General features: G+C 55.5%; 15 protein-coding genes, 1 tRNA gene and 3 pseudogenes. 9 read left to right on the top strand and 10 right to left on the bottom strand.

What is annotated here, in order from left to right; translation table 11 throughout:
* The first annotated feature begins 6 nt into the window (after positions 1 to 6).
* Positions 7 to 1,068, top strand: coding sequence for an outer membrane-stress sensor serine endopeptidase DegS (gene degS, locus JNO11_RS01265; protein WP_010251964.1), 1,062 nt, complete (start codon positions 7 to 9; stop codon positions 1,066 to 1,068).
* 151 nt (positions 1,069 to 1,219) lie between these two features.
* Here degS and epmA read toward each other — a convergent pair whose 3' ends face one another.
* Positions 1,220 to 2,197 carry an elongation factor P--(R)-beta-lysine ligase gene (gene epmA / locus JNO11_RS01260; RefSeq protein ID WP_003848297.1) on the bottom strand — a complete coding sequence of 326 codons (978 nt, stop codon included), beginning with the start codon at positions 2,195 to 2,197 and terminating at the stop codon, positions 1,220 to 1,222.
* 135 nt (positions 2,198 to 2,332) lie between these two features.
* Between epmA and JNO11_RS01255 the strand changes: the two genes are divergently transcribed.
* Complete coding sequence (locus tag JNO11_RS01255; protein ID WP_010672015.1) at positions 2,333 to 2,857, top strand: lipocalin family protein; 525 nt, start codon at positions 2,333 to 2,335, stop codon at positions 2,855 to 2,857.
* 55 nt (positions 2,858 to 2,912) lie between these two features.
* On the opposite strand, the gene JNO11_RS01250 is transcribed toward JNO11_RS01255, so the two are convergent.
* From JNO11_RS01250 to efp, 3 genes are all read right to left on the bottom strand, one after another.
* On the bottom strand, positions 2,913 to 3,047 hold the full coding sequence (locus JNO11_RS01250) for an entericidin A/B family lipoprotein (protein ID WP_003848302.1): 135 nt from the start codon (positions 3,045 to 3,047) through the stop codon (positions 2,913 to 2,915).
* 102 nt (positions 3,048 to 3,149) lie between these two features.
* A complete protein-coding gene (locus tag JNO11_RS01245; protein WP_003848306.1) occupies positions 3,150 to 3,281 on the bottom strand; it encodes an entericidin A/B family lipoprotein in 132 nt (43 codons plus the stop codon).
* A 51-nt stretch (positions 3,282 to 3,332) separates the two neighbouring features.
* On the bottom strand, positions 3,333 to 3,899 hold the full coding sequence (gene efp, locus JNO11_RS01240; protein WP_010251979.1) for an elongation factor P: 567 nt from the start codon (positions 3,897 to 3,899) through the stop codon (positions 3,333 to 3,335).
* Between the two features lie 43 nt (positions 3,900 to 3,942).
* On the opposite strand from efp, the gene epmB reads away from it, so the two are divergent.
* A complete protein-coding gene (gene epmB, locus JNO11_RS01235) occupies positions 3,943 to 4,971 on the top strand; it encodes an EF-P beta-lysylation protein EpmB (protein WP_325176836.1) in 1,029 nt (342 codons plus the stop codon).
* A gap of 53 nt (positions 4,972 to 5,024) precedes the next feature.
* Here the strand turns inward: epmB and JNO11_RS01230 are convergent, their stop codons facing one another.
* The 5 genes and pseudogenes from JNO11_RS01230 to JNO11_RS01210 form a co-directional block, all read right to left on the bottom strand.
* On the bottom strand, positions 5,025 to 5,372 hold the full coding sequence (locus JNO11_RS01230; protein WP_010251983.1) for a DUF4156 domain-containing protein: 348 nt from the start codon (positions 5,370 to 5,372) through the stop codon (positions 5,025 to 5,027).
* Between the two features lie 304 nt (positions 5,373 to 5,676).
* Positions 5,677 to 5,832 (bottom strand): DUF1508 domain-containing protein, encoded by a 156-nt coding sequence (locus JNO11_RS01225; protein WP_010251985.1) that lies wholly within the window; start codon positions 5,830 to 5,832, stop codon positions 5,677 to 5,679.
* A 218-nt stretch (positions 5,833 to 6,050) separates the two neighbouring features.
* Positions 6,051 to 7,701: pseudogene (gene groL, locus JNO11_RS01220) on the bottom strand (chaperonin GroEL).
* 49 nt (positions 7,702 to 7,750) lie between these two features.
* Entirely contained in the window at positions 7,751 to 8,044 is a 294-nt protein-coding gene (locus tag JNO11_RS01215) for a co-chaperone GroES (RefSeq protein ID WP_022625257.1), read from the bottom strand.
* A gap of 230 nt (positions 8,045 to 8,274) precedes the next feature.
* Positions 8,275 to 8,736, bottom strand: a complete 462-nt coding sequence (locus tag JNO11_RS01210) for an FxsA family protein (protein WP_325177633.1) — start codon at positions 8,734 to 8,736, stop codon at positions 8,275 to 8,277.
* A 328-nt stretch (positions 8,737 to 9,064) separates the two neighbouring features.
* On the opposite strand from JNO11_RS01210, the gene aspA reads away from it, so the two are divergent.
* From aspA to JNO11_RS01180, 6 genes and pseudogenes are all read left to right on the top strand, one after another.
* Positions 9,065 to 10,501 (top strand): aspartate ammonia-lyase, encoded by a 1,437-nt coding sequence (gene aspA / locus JNO11_RS01205; RefSeq protein ID WP_010251996.1) that lies wholly within the window; start codon positions 9,065 to 9,067, stop codon positions 10,499 to 10,501.
* A gap of 110 nt (positions 10,502 to 10,611) precedes the next feature.
* The gene (locus JNO11_RS01200) at positions 10,612 to 11,913 is read left to right on the top strand and encodes an anaerobic C4-dicarboxylate transporter (protein ID WP_033759606.1); all 1,302 of its coding nucleotides are present in this window, start codon (positions 10,612 to 10,614) and stop codon (positions 11,911 to 11,913) included.
* A gap of 65 nt (positions 11,914 to 11,978) precedes the next feature.
* Positions 11,979 to 12,293, top strand: a complete 315-nt coding sequence (gene cutA, locus JNO11_RS01195) for a divalent cation tolerance protein CutA (RefSeq protein ID WP_010672018.1) — start codon at positions 11,979 to 11,981, stop codon at positions 12,291 to 12,293.
* Positions 12,269 to 13,970: pseudogene (locus JNO11_RS01190) on the top strand (protein-disulfide reductase DsbD). Before cutA ends, JNO11_RS01190 begins: the two are co-directional and overlap by 25 nt.
* Before the next feature lie 63 nt (positions 13,971 to 14,033).
* A complete protein-coding gene (locus JNO11_RS01185) occupies positions 14,034 to 14,609 on the top strand; it encodes a transcriptional regulator (RefSeq protein WP_010672020.1) in 576 nt (191 codons plus the stop codon).
* A gap of 109 nt (positions 14,610 to 14,718) precedes the next feature.
* A tRNA-Phe gene (locus tag JNO11_RS01180) sits at positions 14,719 to 14,794 on the top strand.
* A 261-nt stretch (positions 14,795 to 15,055) separates the two neighbouring features.
* Here the strand turns inward: JNO11_RS01180 and JNO11_RS01175 are convergent.
* Positions 15,056 to 16,182, bottom strand: a pseudogene (locus JNO11_RS01175) (Gfo/Idh/MocA family oxidoreductase).
* Positions 16,183 to 16,185: the final 3 nt, after the last annotated feature.

Below are 16,185 nucleotides of genomic sequence, written 5' to 3'. Positions count from 1 at the left end.
AACACCATGTTTCTTAAACTTTTGCGTGCCGTGGTGCTGGGCCTGATTGTGGCGGGTATTTTGCTCGCAGCACTGCCTGCACTGCGTATGGGCAGCGACGCCCTCTATAACCACGAAAATATTACAGACGAAACGCCCTTTAGCTTCAATCAAGGGGTGCGCCGCGCCGTGCCTGCCGTTGTGAACGTTTACAATCGTAGCGCCCACGGCAACAACAATCGTGGCATCACGACCCTGGGTTCAGGGGTGATCATGAATGCAAAAGGCTACATCCTTACCAATAAGCATGTGATCAATAATGCCGATCAAATTATCGTGGCGCTGCAGGATGGCCGCTTCTTTGAAGCGACGCTGGTGGGTTCCGATGGCATGACCGATCTGGCGGTACTGAAAATTACGGCCTCCGGCCTGCCCGTTATCCCCATCAATCCAAATCGCCAGGCGCATATCGGGGATGTGGTGATGGCTATCGGCAACCCCTATAACCTTGGTCAGACGGTCACGCAGGGCATTATCAGCGCCACGGGCCGGGTTGGCTTAAGCTCATCAGGCCGACAGAACTTCCTGCAGACCGATGCGTCAATCAATCAGGGTAACTCCGGCGGCGCGCTGATTAACTCGCTAGGCGAGCTGATGGGCATTAACACCCTGACCTTTGATAAAAGTAGTGATGGTGAAACCCCGGAAGGGATTGGTTTCGCCATTCCAACCGTTTTAGCCTCGAAGATCATGGATAAGCTGATTCGTGATGGTCGGGTGATCCGCGGCTATATTGGCATTACCGGGCGTGAGCTGCCGCCGCTGCATGGACAGGGCAGCAATCTGGATCGGGTTCAGGGCATTATTGTCAGCGTGGTCACACCAGATGGGCCAGCGGATAAAGCCGGGATTCAGGCCAACGATGTGCTGCTCAGCGTTAATGGCAAGCCGGCCATATCCGCGCAGGAGACCATGGATCAGGTGGCAGAAATTCGCCCGGGTTCAGTGATTGATGTGCAGGTACTGCGAAACGATCAGAAACTGACGCTGCCGGTCACCATTCAGGAGTTTCCTGACAGCAGCAGTTAGCTGAAACCTGTGCCAGGTCAGGGATGGCCCGGCTGATCGCAAAGAAGGCCGCCATCCATGGCGGTCGGCCTCGCCATCCTGGCTCGGACGCTTTGCTCTTCATCCGGGCCAACCCTTCCCCTCTAATCCGCCATCGTTTGTGATTAACCGATTAGCAGCGATCCACCGGAAACGCGATCACATCACTCAATGACTCCGCTTTCAACGCCAGCATGATCAGGCGATCAATACCCAGTGCGACCCCGGAACAGGCTGGCATGCCATGCGCCAGCGCATCCAGCAGATATGTATCAATAGGATGCACAGGCAGGCCGCGTGCCGCACGGCGACGGTTATCCTGCTCAAAACGCTGACGCTGCTCACGGCTGTCGGTCAGCTCGCGGAAACCGTTCGCCAGCTCAATGCCTTTGTAATAGACCTCAAAGCGTTCGGCCACGCGGTGATCTTCGGTGCTGATCTCCGCCAGGGCTGCCTGGCTGGCAGGGAAATGATAAACGAAGCAGGGTTTATCCTGACCAATCTTCGGTTCCACACCCAGCATAAACAGCAGCATCAGTAAGGTATCGCGATCCTCTTCTGCACGCGCCAGCTCGCCTTCACCCAGTTTCTCTGCCGCTTCACGCAACTGCGCTTTATCCGCTGACAGCGGATCCAGCTCAAGATGACGGATAAACGCCTGCTGATAGGAGAGCGACTCAGCGCTGTCACACTCCAGCACCTGCTGCATCAGATCGTCGACTTCGTTCATCAGACGGTACATATCGTAATGCGGCCGGTACCACTCCAGCATGGTGAATTCCGGGTTGTGGTGACGTCCCGCCTCTTCATTGCGGAAGCTGCGCGCCATCTGATAGATCGGGCCACTGCCCGCCGCCAGCAGGCGTTTCATATGATATTCCGGGCTGGTCATCAGCCAGAGATCGCGCCCCTGCGCAGCGCCAGGCCCGACAAAACGCGTCTGGAATGGCACCAGATGGATATCGGTAATGGTGGCCTGGCTCATCGCCGGCGTATCCACTTCCAGCACGCCGCGATCGGCAAAGAAACGACGCACTTCTGCTAAAATAGCGGCGCGTTTTAACAAATTGGCGATGGATGCGCTTGGTTGCCAGCTTGCCGTTTCGCTCATGGTGATGACTCCTGATACAAATTAGGGGGGGAAGTCTACCTGCAATGCCTGCGGCAAACAATCTCGTGCCCGTACTGCCAAAAACAGCGTTTCGGCTTCTATACTTAAGCGGTTAAATCACAAAGGAATCCCACTATGTCTCCATGGAAAACAGTTGTTGCCAGCCTGAGTGCTTTTCTCTCTGTCGCCTGCAGCACTACGCCGCCAAAGAACGTCACGGTCGTAGATAACTTTGACAGCCAGCGCTATCTCGGTCAGTGGTATGAGATTGCCCGCCTTAACCACCCTTTTGAGCGCGGCCTTGAACAGGTAACGGCAAACTACAGCCCGCGTGAAGATGGCGGCCTGAAGGTAATCAACCGTGGCTATAACGTCAAAAAGCAGCGCTGGCAGGAGAGCGTCGGCAAAGCCTACTTCACCGGTGAACCCACGCGGGCTTCTCTGAAAGTCTCTTTCTTCGGCCCCTTCTATGGCGGCTATAACGTGATTGCTCTCGATCCTGACTACCGCTATGCGCTGGTATGTGGACCGAATCGCCACTATCTCTGGATACTGTCACGCACACCCCAACTGGAGCCGGGCGTAAAAGAGAAACTGGTTGATCAGGCGCGTCGGGATGGTTTCCCGGTTGAAGAGTTAATCTGGGTAAAACAGAAATAGTGCAGAATCTGACAAGCCGGTACGAAAAGCATTTCGTACCGGTTGGAATAACAGGTTACTTCGTGCTGTTCTGAATCGCCTGGCCGCCCGCTTCGACATCTTCACCTACGCCACGCGTTGTATTACAAGCTGTGAGCAGGGAAGAGAGCACCAGTACAGAGAAGATTGCAGCAATACTTTTCTTTAACATAACAATGTCCTTTTTGATGGATGTAAAGTACAGCGCTTTAAGCATAGCCGGATTTCCGGCAGTTGCTGCTGGCGAGACTTTAAAAAGGACAATCAGTTAAGGTCATTTTGCTGCACGCGAAATGGCACCACCTAAGTGAGAGACATCTTCGCCAAAACCGTGGAATGTGTTGCAGGCGCTTAACGCAGAGGAGACCAGCAACGCGAATGCGATTAATTTTGCCAGCTTGATCATTTTTTTCTCTCAGACAAGAAAAAGGCGCACCAGAAGATGCGCCTGCGAATCTTATTTCACGCGTGACACGTATTCGCCAGAGCGGGTGTCAACTTTCACCACTTCGCCCTCTTGCACGAACAGTGGCACTTTCACCACGGCACCGGTAGAGAGTTTAGCTGGCTTGCCGCCAGTCCCTGCGGTATCACCTTTCAGGCCTGGATCGGTTTCGATAACTTCAGCTTCGATAAAGTTCGGCGGCTGAACGGCGATCGGACGACCGTTCCACAGCGTAACGATACATTCAGCGTTATCCTGCAGCCATTTCGCTGCATCGCTTACCGTCTTCTCTTCAACCTGGAACTGCTCAAAGCTTTCCGGATGCATGAAGTGGTAGAACTCACCGTCGTTGTACAGGTAGTTCAGGTTGGTATCTACTACGTCAGCGCCTTCGGCGGAGTCGGTAGATTTAAAAGTTTTCTCAACGCGAGAACCCGTCAGCAGGCGACGCATTTTAACGCGCGCGAATGCCTGACCTTTACCCGGTTTAACGAACTCACTGGATTCGATGGCATACGGCTCGCCTTCGAACATGATTTTAAGACCGGGACGGAAATCGTTGCTAGAATAAGTCGCCATGAAGGCCCTCTACGAAAATTGACACTGGTACTAAGCCAAAAAAATGGCACACATTGTAACCCTAAAAACACCTTCCAGAGAAGATTGGTTGCAGCAACTTGCGGATGTTGTCACCGAACCTGATGAATTACTGCGGATTTTAGCCCTTGATCAGCACACTGAGCTGGCTGAAGGTGCGGATGCGCGGCGTCTTTTCGCCTTACGTGTACCGCATGCGTTCATCCGCCGGATGAAAAAAGGCGATGCGCACGACCCGCTGCTGCTTCAGGTACTGACCCGCCGCCAGGAATTCACTGATGCGCCAGGTTATAGCACCGATCCGCTCGATGAACAAAGCAACGTTGTACCTGGATTGCTGCATAAATACCGAAACCGGGCTTTATTGTTGGTAAAAGGCGGCTGCGCCGTCAACTGTCGCTACTGCTTCCGTCGTCATTTCCCCTATCAGGATAATCCCGGCAATAAGCGTAGCTGGCAGGCTGCACTGGACTATATCGCCAATCATCCCGAGCTGGATGAGATCATTTTCTCCGGCGGCGATCCGCTGATGGCGAAAGATCATGAGCTCGCCTGGCTTATCGCCGCGCTGGAACAGATCCCGCATCTGAAACGTCTGCGCATCCACAGCCGTTTACCGGTGGTGATACCGGCGCGCATTACCGATCAGCTCTGTCAGATGTTAAGCGAGACGCGACTGCAGGTGGTGATGGTGACGCACATCAACCATGCGCAGGAGATTGATGATGAGCTGCGTGAGGCGATGAGCAGCCTAAAACGTGCCGGTGTCACCCTGCTGAATCAGAGCGTGCTGTTGCGTGGCATCAACGATAATGCGCAGACGCTGGCCACCCTGAGCAATGCACTATTTGATGCCGGCATTCTGCCCTACTATCTGCACGTGCTGGATAAGGTACAGGGTGCGGCGCATTTCTTTGTGTCAGATGACGAGGCCCGCCAGCTGGTGCGTGCACTTCTTTCACAGGTCTCCGGCTATCTGGTGCCAAAGCTGGCGCGTGAAATTGGCGGAGAGCCAAGTAAAACACCGTTAGATTTACAGTTACGTCAGGAATAAAAACGGCCAGTAAAAGGCTGGCCGGTTCAATTTGGCAGACTGCCTGATTCACATTATGGGCACTTGTAGACCTGGCCGGTCATTTTGCTGTCGAGTGGCGCGAACGCGGACAACAGGTTCTGCGTCGGACTGGTTGCTCCATAAATCACGTTACCACCCATCTCCGCTGCGCGATTGCGCAGGTCGTTTGCTGCGCCACGCAGTGCGCTGGTTTCCCCGCCTGCACCGCTCAGCCAGTTGCTCTGAGAGCCGGTAATATTGCCCAGAAGCTGACAGGTATTGCCAGGCTGCTGATCGGTGAACGTCACGCGCTGTCCTGCTGAAGAGAGTTGCGTAGAGCTGCTGCAGCCCGCCAGCAATAACGCGCCAGCCGTCAGTCCGAGCAAGAGGTTAATCCGCATTGTAATCCCCATTTATTATCATCAGAGTCGGGTGGCAGCGTAGCAGAAAAAGGATTTTTCTTTCTGCACATTCATTGCCCTTATCCCGTTATATCGTCTCAATATTTCACGCCGCTTGCAGGCTGGCAAGCGTGCCGATGCTGGTGAATAAAATGAAGCCAGTCGATCAGTCGGCGCAGCCGCAGACAGCGTGACATATCAAGAGGAAAGACGAACGATTGCGCCTTACTTATACTATTTTCCCACCCAAAAGAAAAACCCCCCGACCGTTTCCGATCGGGGGTGATGTCAGAGCGTGACGCCCTTAACCGGTGTAGCCATTACGTCGTGCATTTTCGATGCAATCGGCTTTGTTAACGTAGCCCTGACTGGCGGCGCCGGTAATATTGCCGTTGGGCGCCGTTCTTCTCCAGCGCCACTTGTGTGCTTCGTCCTTATAAAATTCCCATTTATCGTGCATTTTAATTTTCCTTAATCTGTTGTTTATCCCTTTCAGAGCGCGCTATTTTGCGCCGGGATCCACGTTAGAGCATCCCGCCCTGACTAAACCATGATGCAGAACATAAAAAAAGTTAATGGGTTTTTCCTGCTGCTGCCAGCATTCAGACGCTGAAAAAGAAAAACCCCCCGACCGTTTCCGATCGGGGGTTCTTTGATGACTTAAGCAGTCAACGGCAATTACATCATGCCGCCCATACCGCCCATGCCACCCATACCGCCAGCGCCGCCGCCTAAATCAGGTGCGTCGCCTTTTTGGCAGGTCAGTGACCATACATTCGGTCGTGATCATCAGACCCGCAACAGAGGCCGCGTACTGCAGAGCAGAACGGGTCACTTTGGTTGGGTCCAGGATACCGAAGTCGATCATGTTGCCGTACTCTTCAGTCTGCGCGTTGTAACCGTAGTTACCGTCGCCCGCTTTCACGTTGTTAGCGACAACAGATGGCTCTTCACCGGCGTTAGAAACGATCTGACGCAGTGGAGATTCCATCGCGCGCAGCGCAACTTTGATACCGACGTTCTGATCTTCGTTCTGACCACGCAGATCAACCAGCTGTGCTGCCACGCGAACCAGCGCCACACCACCACCAGCAACCACACCTTCTTCTACAGCAGCACGGGTTGCGTGCAGCGCATCTTCAACGCGGGCTTTCTTCTCTTTCATTTCAACTTCAGTTGCTGCGCCTACTTTCAGAACGGCTACGCCGCCTGCCAGTTTCGCTACGCGTTCCTGCAGTTTTTCTTTGTCGTAGTCAGACGTTGCTTCTTCGATCTGCTGACGAATCTGGGTTACACGGCCCTGAATTGTCGCTTCTTCACCCACACCATCGATGATGGTGGTGGTGTCTTTGTTGATCACAACGCGTTTTGCCTGGCCCAGATCTTCCAGAGCCGCTTTCTCCAGTTCCATACCGATCTCTTCAGAGATTACGGTACCACCGGTCAGGATAGCGATATCCTGCAGCATAGCTTTACGACGGTCGCCGAAGCCTGGTGCTTTAACCGCAGCCACTTTCACGATGCCGCGCATGGTGTTAACCACCAGTGTTGCCAGCGCTTCGCCTTCAACATCTTCCGCGATGATCAGCAGTGGTTTGCCGGCTTTCGCAACGGCTTCCAGCACTGGCAGCATTTCACGGATGTTAGAGATTTTCTTGTCAGCCAGCAGGATGAACGGAGATTCCAGTTCAATCGCACCGGTTTCTGGCTTGTTGATGAAGTAAGGTGACAGGTAGCCGCGATCAAACTGCATACCTTCAACCACATCCAGCTCATCCTGCAGGCCGGTGCCTTCTTCAACGGTGATCACGCCTTCTTTACCCACTTTCTCCATCGCCTGAGCAATCAACTGGCCCACGGTTTCATCGGAGTTAGCAGAGATAGTACCTACCTGCGCAATCGCTTTAGAGTCAGAGCAAGGAACAGACAGCGCTTTCAGTTTCTCAACCGCAGCGATAACAGCCTGGTCAATACCGCGCTTCAGGTCCATCGGGTTCATACCCGCTGCGACCGCTTTCAGGCCTTCGGTGATGATAGACTGTGCCAGTACGGTTGCAGTGGTGGTACCGTCGCCCGCAGCGTCGTTCGCTTTAGAGGCAACTTCTTTCACCATCTGCGCGCCCATGTTCTCGAACTTGTCTTCCAGCTCGATTTCACGTGCAACAGAAACACCATCTTTAGTGATGGTCGGTGCACCAAAAGATTTATCCAGGACTACGTTACGGCCTTTAGGACCCAGGGTAACTTTTACTGCATCTGCCAGTACGTTCACGCCACGCAGCATTTTTACGCGTGCGTCATTACCGAATTTTACGTCTTTAGCTGCCATCTTTAAATATCCCTTAAATTCGTTTCGTTCAGTGAATTACGCGTAAAAATTACGCTTCAACAACGGCCAGAATGTCGCTCTCAGAGATGATAAGCACCTCTTCGTTGTCGATTTTCTCGGTTTTCGCGCCGTAACCTTCGCTGAAGATCACGATGTCGCCAACCTTCACGTCCAGCGGCTTAACGTCGCCACTCTCAAGGATGCGGCCATTGCCGACAGCCAGTACTTCACCACGGGTGGATTTACCGGCTGCGGAACCGGTCAGCACGATGCCGCCAGCTGATTTAGCTTCAACTTCTTTACGCTTGACGATAACGCGATCGTGCAATGGACGAATTTTCATTTGATAGCTCTCCTTTGAGAAGTCCAATCATTCAGTTTTGGGGTTGAACACCGGGCTGCATGGCTTCCGGCCTCGTGACCAGAGAGATAGGGCCGCTGCCACCCACTTTCAAGGGGGGCGGACAACAAATTTTTTACCTGTGAGTGATAAGTGATGGCTTTTTGAACAGATGATGGGGCAAATAAAAAAACGCAACCCTAAGGTTGCGCTTTCAGAGGTGACAGCTGCGGTTAACGATCCTTGTGATCGTCATGATGCTCAAGGCGATCGCTGTCTTTACGCTCGAACTCGCCATCCATGGTGTAGCCGCTGTCTGGACCGGCTCCCGGTCCCCGCCAGACGCGCAGATGAGGCATCAGCTTCAGCGTCAGATGTTTCTGCACCGGTGGCAGCAACAGCAGCAGGCCCAGCAGGTCGGTAAAGAAACCAGGCAGCAGCAGCAGGAAACCGGCGATGATCAGCGACACGCTTTTGATCATCTCATTGGCCGGGCTTTCATTACGTGCCAGCTTCTCCTGCATCAGAATAAAGTTTTTCATGCCCTGATTTTTGACCAGCGAGACGCCGATGCACGAGGTGAAGACCACCAACAGCATGGTAAGCAGCACGCCCATGACGTGTGCAACCTGAATGAAGAGGGAAATCTCAATCCAGGCCAGAACGAAAAAGACTAATAACGGTATCCAGCGCACCGTACTCTCCTGTAAGTAGGGGCTGAACGGCAGCGTGCCGGTCAGCAGAAAGCGTTCATCCTGAGGATGATAAGAAAAGAGATGGGCACCCGCGCCGCCATTTTCAACCGATCCTGTCAAATTTATCCTGCGGGGTTAATTTTGTAACCAACTTCACATATCGTTAACCAGGCTGCAGCATTAAGTGATCTGCATGCGTGCTTTTCATATGCATCAGAATATGATCGCACACGCCCCTATGAAGACGGATAATATGTCGGCACGGGTACACCACGACAAAATAAACACATCCTTTGTGATGGTTAGCGGCAACAACAAGAAGGTTATCATGGCGAACAACATTCGTATCGAAGAAGACCTGTTAGGTATGCGCGAAGTTCCGGCGGATGCCTATTATGGCGTTCATACTCTGCGTGCGATTGAGAATTTTTATATCAGCAACAGCAAAATCAGCGACATACCTGAATTTGTCCGCGGCATGGTGATGGTAAAAAAAGCGGCGGCGATGGCCAACAAAGAGCTGCAGACCATCCCGCGCAATATTGCCGATACCATCATTAAGGCCTGCGACGAAGTGCTCAACAACGGCCGCTGTATGGACCAGTTCCCCGTGGATGTTTATCAGGGCGGTGCCGGGACCTCGGTCAACATGAACACCAATGAAGTACTGGCGAACATCGGCCTTGAGCTGATGGGCCACCAGAAAGGGGAATATCAGTACCTCAACCCCAACGATCATGTGAACAAATGCCAGTCCACCAACGACGCTTACCCAACCGGTTTCCGCATCGCGGTCTACAGCTCGCTACTGAAACTGCTTGATGGCATCAGTCAGCTGGCCGAAGGCTTCCAGCACAAAGCCGATGAATTCCAGACCATCCTGAAAATGGGCCGTACCCAGTTGCAGGATGCCGTGCCGATGACCCTCGGGCAGGAATTTCACGCCTTCAGCGTACTGCTGAACGAAGAGACCAAAAGCATTCTGCGCACCGCGGAACTGCTGCTGGAAGTGAACCTGGGCGCGACCGCCATCGGCACCCGCCTCAACACGCCGGAAGGCTATCAGCACCTGGCGGTACAGCGTCTGGCGGAAGTCAGCAACCTGCCGGTGGTGCCGGCGGAAGATCTGATTGAAGCAACCTCCGACTGCGGCGCCTATGTGATGGTCCATTCATCGCTGAAACGTCTGGCGGTGAAGCTCTCTAAAATCTGTAACGACCTGCGCCTGCTCTCCTCTGGCCCGCGTGCAGGCCTGAATGAAATCAATCTGCCAGAGCTGCAGGCGGGTTCCTCTATCATGCCCGCCAAGGTCAATCCGGTTGTACCGGAGGTGGTAAACCAGGTCTGCTTCAAAGTGATTGGCAACGACATCACCGTGACGATGGCCTCTGAAGCGGGCCAGCTGCAGCTCAACGTGATGGAGCCGGTGATTGGCCAGGCGCTGTTTGAGTCGATCAGCATTCTGACTAACGCCTGCTATAACCTGCTGGAGAAGTGCATCAACGGCATTACCGCCAACCGCGCAGTGTGCGAAGCCTATGTCTTCAACTCGATTGGTATCGTGACTTACCTCAACCCTTACATCGGCCACCACAACGGCGACATCGTCGGTAAAATCTGTGCGGAAACCGGTAAAAGCGTACGTGAGGTGGTGCTGGAGCGCGGCCTGCTGACGGAAAGTGAGCTGGACGATATCTTCTCGGTGCAGAACCTGATGTACCCGGTTTATAAAGCCAAACGTTATACTGATGAAAACGAACAGTAAGGTTTAACCGACGCTGGTTAACCAAAGGCACACCGCGATCAACACGGTGTGCCTTTTTTTTGTTAAACAGCACACCCGGCTATTACCGGTTTATCTTTCAGGAGTCATTCATGTTTGTGGTTGAGCTGCTTATCGTCTTGATGGCGATCTGGTTGGGCGCACGTCTTGGCGGCATTGGTATCGGGTTCGCAGGCGGAATGGGCGTGCTGATCCTGACGCTGGGATTTGGCATGGCACCCGGCGCTATTCCGTTCGATGTGATTGAAATCATCATGGCGGTGATCGCCGCGATAGCCGCCATGCAGGTGGCAGGCGGGATGGATTATCTGGTGAGTCTGGCGGAACGCCTGCTGCGCCGCCATCCACGCCACGTTACGCTGCTGGCCCCACTAGTGACCTACCTGATGACGCTACTGGCCGGTACCGGACATACCGCGTTCTCAACATTACCGGTGATTGCCGAAGTGGCGAAAGAGCAAGGCGTTCGCCCTTCCCGGCCGCTGTCGATTGCGGTAGTGGCTTCGCAGATCGCGATTACCGCATCACCCATTTCAGCCGCAGTGGTTTTCTTCGCCACTTTGCTTGAGCCGCGCGGCGTCAGCTATATCACGCTGCTGGCGATTGCCATCCCCTCAACCATGGTGGGCCTCTTCCTGGCGGCTCTGGTGACTAACTTCTTAGGCCGTGAGCTAAAGGATGATGAGGTTTATCAGGCGCGTCTCGCCAAAGGCGAAGTCACGCTGCGCGGCGCCAGCCTCTACCAGGCAAAACCGGGCGCGAAAAAATCGGTGCTGCTGTTTCTGACGGGCATCGTGGCCGTGGTGCTTTATGCCACTGCGACCAGCGCCAGCGTCGGGCTGATCGTCAATCCGCCACTGCCACGCAATGAAGCGATTGTGGTGTTTATGCTGACCATCGCCACGCTGATCAGCCTGACCTGCAAACTCGACACCAGCGAAATCCTCAGCGCCAGCACCTTTAAGTCCGGCATGAGCGCCTGTATCTGCGTAATGGGCGTCGCCTGGCTGGGCGATACCTTTGTGAAGGCACATCTGGCGGAGATTCAGATGCTGGCGGGCGACACGCTGAAAACCTATCCGTGGATGCTGGCGCTGGTGCTGTTCTTCGCCTCGATGCTGCTCTACTCGCAGGCTGCGACCACCAAAGCGCTGATGCCCGCCGCGCTGCTGCTGGGCGTTACGCCGCTTACTGCCATCGCTTCCTTTGCGGCGGTTTCAGCGCTGTTTGTGCTGCCGACCTACCCGACCCTGCTGGCCGCCGTTGAGATGGATGACACCGGCTCGACCCGTATTGGCAAGTATGTGTTTAACCATGCCTTTATCATTCCCGGCGTGATCGCCATTGCGCTGTCGGTGCTCTCTGGCTTCGTCTTTGGCGGATTGCTGCTATAAGCACACTCCTCGTGTTACGGATGGAGCATGCTATCATCGGCGCTCTTTAAAACAGGAGTCACAGGATGAATGCTGTCGTTATCCTCTGCACCACGCCCGATCAGGCCACGGCGGAGCACCTTGCTGGCCTAGCGCTGGAAGCCAGGCTGGCGGCCTGTGTCACACTGCTGCCGGGCGCCACCTCCTGGTATCTCTGGCAGGGAAAAATGGAGCAGAGCAGCGAAGTCCAGATGCTGCTGAAATGCGACAGCGATCATCAGCAGGCGCTGTGTGATCTGCTCAAAGACGCTCACCCTTACGATGTGCCCGAACTGCTGGCGCTGCCGGTTCAATATGGAGACAGTGAATACTTGTCATGGCTGCACGCATCTCTCGCTTAATTACGCTTCTGCTGACGCTGTTTATCGGCCTGCAGGCGCACGCTTCACTCTTTTCAAATCCGACGACCAGTCGCTTTGTGCCGGTTGATCAGGCCTTTACTTTTGACTTCGACCAGCAGGGCGCGCAGCTCAACCTGCACTGGAAAGTGAAATCGGGTTATTACCTCTATCGCCAGCAGATCCACATCACACCGCAGAACGCGACCATCGCGCCGTTAACGCTGCCGGCTGGTCAGCCGCATGAAGATGAATTCTTCGGCAAAAGTGAAATCTATCCGCAGGATCTGACGCTGCCGGTGACGCTGCAACAGGCGGCCAGCGGCGCCACGCTCAGTGTGACTTATCAGGGCTGTGCCGCCGCCGGATTCTGTTATCCGCCAGAAACGCGCAGCGTTCCGGTAAGTGCGGTGACCGCCAGCAGCGCACCGCCGCCGGTCAGCGCTCAGCCTGCGCCCGCCAGCCCGCTGCCTTTCTCGCCGCTCTGGGCGCTACTGATTGGTATCGGTGTCGCGTTTACGCCCTGCGTACTGCCGATGTATCCGCTGATCTCCGGCATTATCCTTGGCGGACAGCGCCACTATTCGCTGGGCCGGCTGTTCGCGCTGGCGATGGTCTATGTGCAGGGGATGGCGCTGACCTACACGCTGCTGGGAGTGGTCGTCGCGGCAGCGGGCCTGCGCTTCCAGGCCGCGTTGCAGCATCCTTATGTGCTGTTCACGCTCTCACTGCTGTTTATCGTGCTGGCGCTGTCGATGTTCGGCCTGTTTACGCTGCAACTGCCCGCCAGCCTGCAAACCCGCCTGACCCTGTGGAGTAATCGTCAGCAGGGTGGCTCGCTGCCCGGCGTCTTCCTGATGGGGGGCACTAGCGGGTTTGATCTGCTCGCCCTGCACCACGGCCCCGCTCAGCGCCATTCTGCTTTACATCGCGCAGAGCGGAAATCTGTGGGCCGGTGCCGGGACGCTGTGGCTCTATGCGGTCGGAATGGGATTACCGCTGATCGCCGTGACCCTGTTTGGTAACCGGCTGCTGCCGAAAAGCGGCCCGTGGATGCAAACCGTTAAAGAGGGCTTTGGTTTTGTCATCCTGGCGCTGCCGGTCTTCCTGCTGGAGCGGGTGCTGGGCGATGTGTGGGGATTGCGGCTCTGGAGCCTGCTCGGCGTGGCGTTCTTTGGCTGGGCGTTCAGCGTCAGCCTGCGCACCAGCAGCGGTAAGTGGCGCGTAGTGCAGATTATCATGCTGGCCGCTGCGTTGATCAGCGCACGCCCGTTGCAGGACTGGGCCTTTGACGGACCGGCGCAGCAGCAGGCTGTGGCACCGCTGCCGTTCCATACTATCCAGACGCCGCAGCAGCTCGATAGCGCGCTGCAGCAGGCCCGTGGCCGCATCACCATGGTCGATCTCTACGCTGACTGGTGCGTCGCCTGCAAAGAGTTTGAAAAATATACCTTTAGTGACAGCGCCGTGCGCGATAGCCTGAGTCAGGTACAGTTGCTCCAGGCCAACGTCACCGCCAACAACGCCAGTGATAACGCGCTGTTGCAGCACCTTCAGGTGCTGGGCTTACCGACGATTTTGTTCTTTGATGCGCAGGGCCGCGAAATCGCCGGATCGCGCATCACCGGGTTTCTCAATGCCGCCGAGTTCCGGGCGCATTTGCAGAAACTTACCCCGTAAACAACACTGGAGTCAGGTCATTGCCCGGTGCCTTACCGGGCCTGCATACCAGAGGAGAGTCACTTGCAGCGTGAACAGATACTCGAGCATGCATTGAATGTGCTTGAACAGAACGGCCTCGCCGCCACCCTCTCATTGGAAACCCTGGCGGGATCCGAATTAACCCATGACCAGCTTCAGCAGTTCTGGCCCGATCGTGACGCCCTGCTCTACGATGCGCTGCGCTATCACGGGCAGCAGATTGATACCTGGCGACGCCAGATCCTGCTGGATGAATCGCTGTCGCCCGACCAGAAGCTGATGGCACGCTATGAGGTCCTGAGTGAGCAGGTCAGCAAAGGACGCTTTCCTGGCTGCCTGTTTATTGCCGCCTGTAGCTTCTACCCGCAGCCCGATCAGCCCATCCATCAACTGGCCGAACAGCAGAAACGCGGCTCATGGCAGTTCACCCACGACATTCTGGTGGAGCAGGCGCTGGACAACCCCAGCATGGTGGCCGATCAGATGGAGCTGATTCTTGAAGGCTGCCTCAGCAAGCTGCTGGTGAAGCGCAATGTGCAGGATGTCGCCACCGCACAGCGGCTGGCGGAGGATGTTTACAGCATCGCTCTGTGCCGTAAAAATGGCGCGCTGGCCTGAGGTTTTACCCGCTTTGACTGAAAATCAGGCAATCAGTCACGTTTCCAGGGGGGTTTTTTGGTGAAAGCCGTTGACGACCCGCGGCCTTTACGGTTTAATGCGCCCCGTTGCCCGAATAGCTCAGTCGGTAGAGCAGGGGATTGAAAATCCCCGTGTCCCTGGTTCGATTCCGGGTTCGGGCACCATATTTAAAGAACCCGCCTCTGGCGGGTTTTTGCTTTTGTGTATCGAACCCGTTATCGAAGGTTCGATACACTCGCCACATCCTGTGGCTCACCCTTCGGGTCGCGCGAAGCCGCGCGATGCAAAAATGCTCCCGGCATTTTTGTCCGGGTTCGGGCACCAAAATTTAAAGAACCCGCCTCTGGCGGGTTTTTGCTTTTGTGGAACGAACCCGTTATCGAAGGTTCGATACACTCGCCACATCCTGTGGCTCACCCTCTGCTTCAGCACGCCACCCACACCGCACCGGCATCCGCCGATTTCACGCACTGCGCGACCCAGCGCACGCCCATTAATCCGGCATGCACGTCGGGATACCAGAAATCCTGCAGGAAGTCGGTGTCACGGCGATCGGTGGCATCCATCGCCAGCGCGAAGCGACGATAAAGATTGGACCAGGCTTCAAATAACCCCTCGGTATGCCCTCCGCCAATGCGGTCCTCTTCCAGCGCGCGCGGATTAAGATAGCCCATGCCGCGCTCCAGAATGCGCACTGGCTCGCCCTGCACTTCATAGCGCAACTGGTTCGGCTGCTCATCCCACCATTCCAGACTGGCTTTCGATCCGACGACCCGAATCTTCTGCCCGTGCATCGATCCGGCATTCACCGCCGACGCCCATAACGTGCCGACTGCGCCGTTGTCATACTCCATCATCACAAAGGCGTTGTCCTCCAGCGGCGCACGCGACGCGACAAAAGCTCTGACGCGAACAGAGCAGACGTGTCACTTTCAGCTGTGGCAACATCGTTTCTGCGATAAATAACGGATGCGTCGCCAGGTCGCCTAACACGTAACTCGGGCCGACAAAGCGCGGATCAACCCGCCAGCGGGTGCTTTCACTCTGCAACTCCACCGCCTCATTATGGAAGCCGTGAGCAAACTGCATGTTAACGATGCGGATCTCACCCAGAGCCCCTTCGGCGATCATCTCCCTGGCCTGATGAACCAGCTGATGCCCGGCGTAACCGTAGGTGACGCCAACAACCTTCTGCTTCTCCCGGCTCAGCTGCTCCAGCTCATCCGCCTCTTCGACCGTAAAACAGAGGGGCTTCTCGCACACCACATGCAGCCCGGCATTAAGCGCCGCGCGGCAAATGGCGAAGTGAGTATTATTAGGCGTGGCGACAGACACCGCCTCAATGCCATCTTCACGCGCGGCTTCCCCGGCGAACAGGCTGGCATAATCGGGATAACAGCGGTCCGGTACCACACCCAGCGCCTGACCAAACTCACGCCCGCGTGCGGCATCAATATCAAACGCCCCCCGCCAGCAGCACAAAGTTTCCGTCACGCTGTGCTGCAGAGCGATGGATATACCCAATCTGGCTGGTGCCGCCGCCGCCGATCATGCC

The sequence above is a fragment of the Pantoea sp. 1B4 genome, from assembly GCF_016925765.1.
GTDB classification, from domain to species: domain Bacteria; phylum Pseudomonadota; class Gammaproteobacteria; order Enterobacterales; family Enterobacteriaceae; genus Pantoea; species Pantoea agglomerans.
This window is presented reverse-complemented; position numbering and strand designations above follow the sequence as displayed.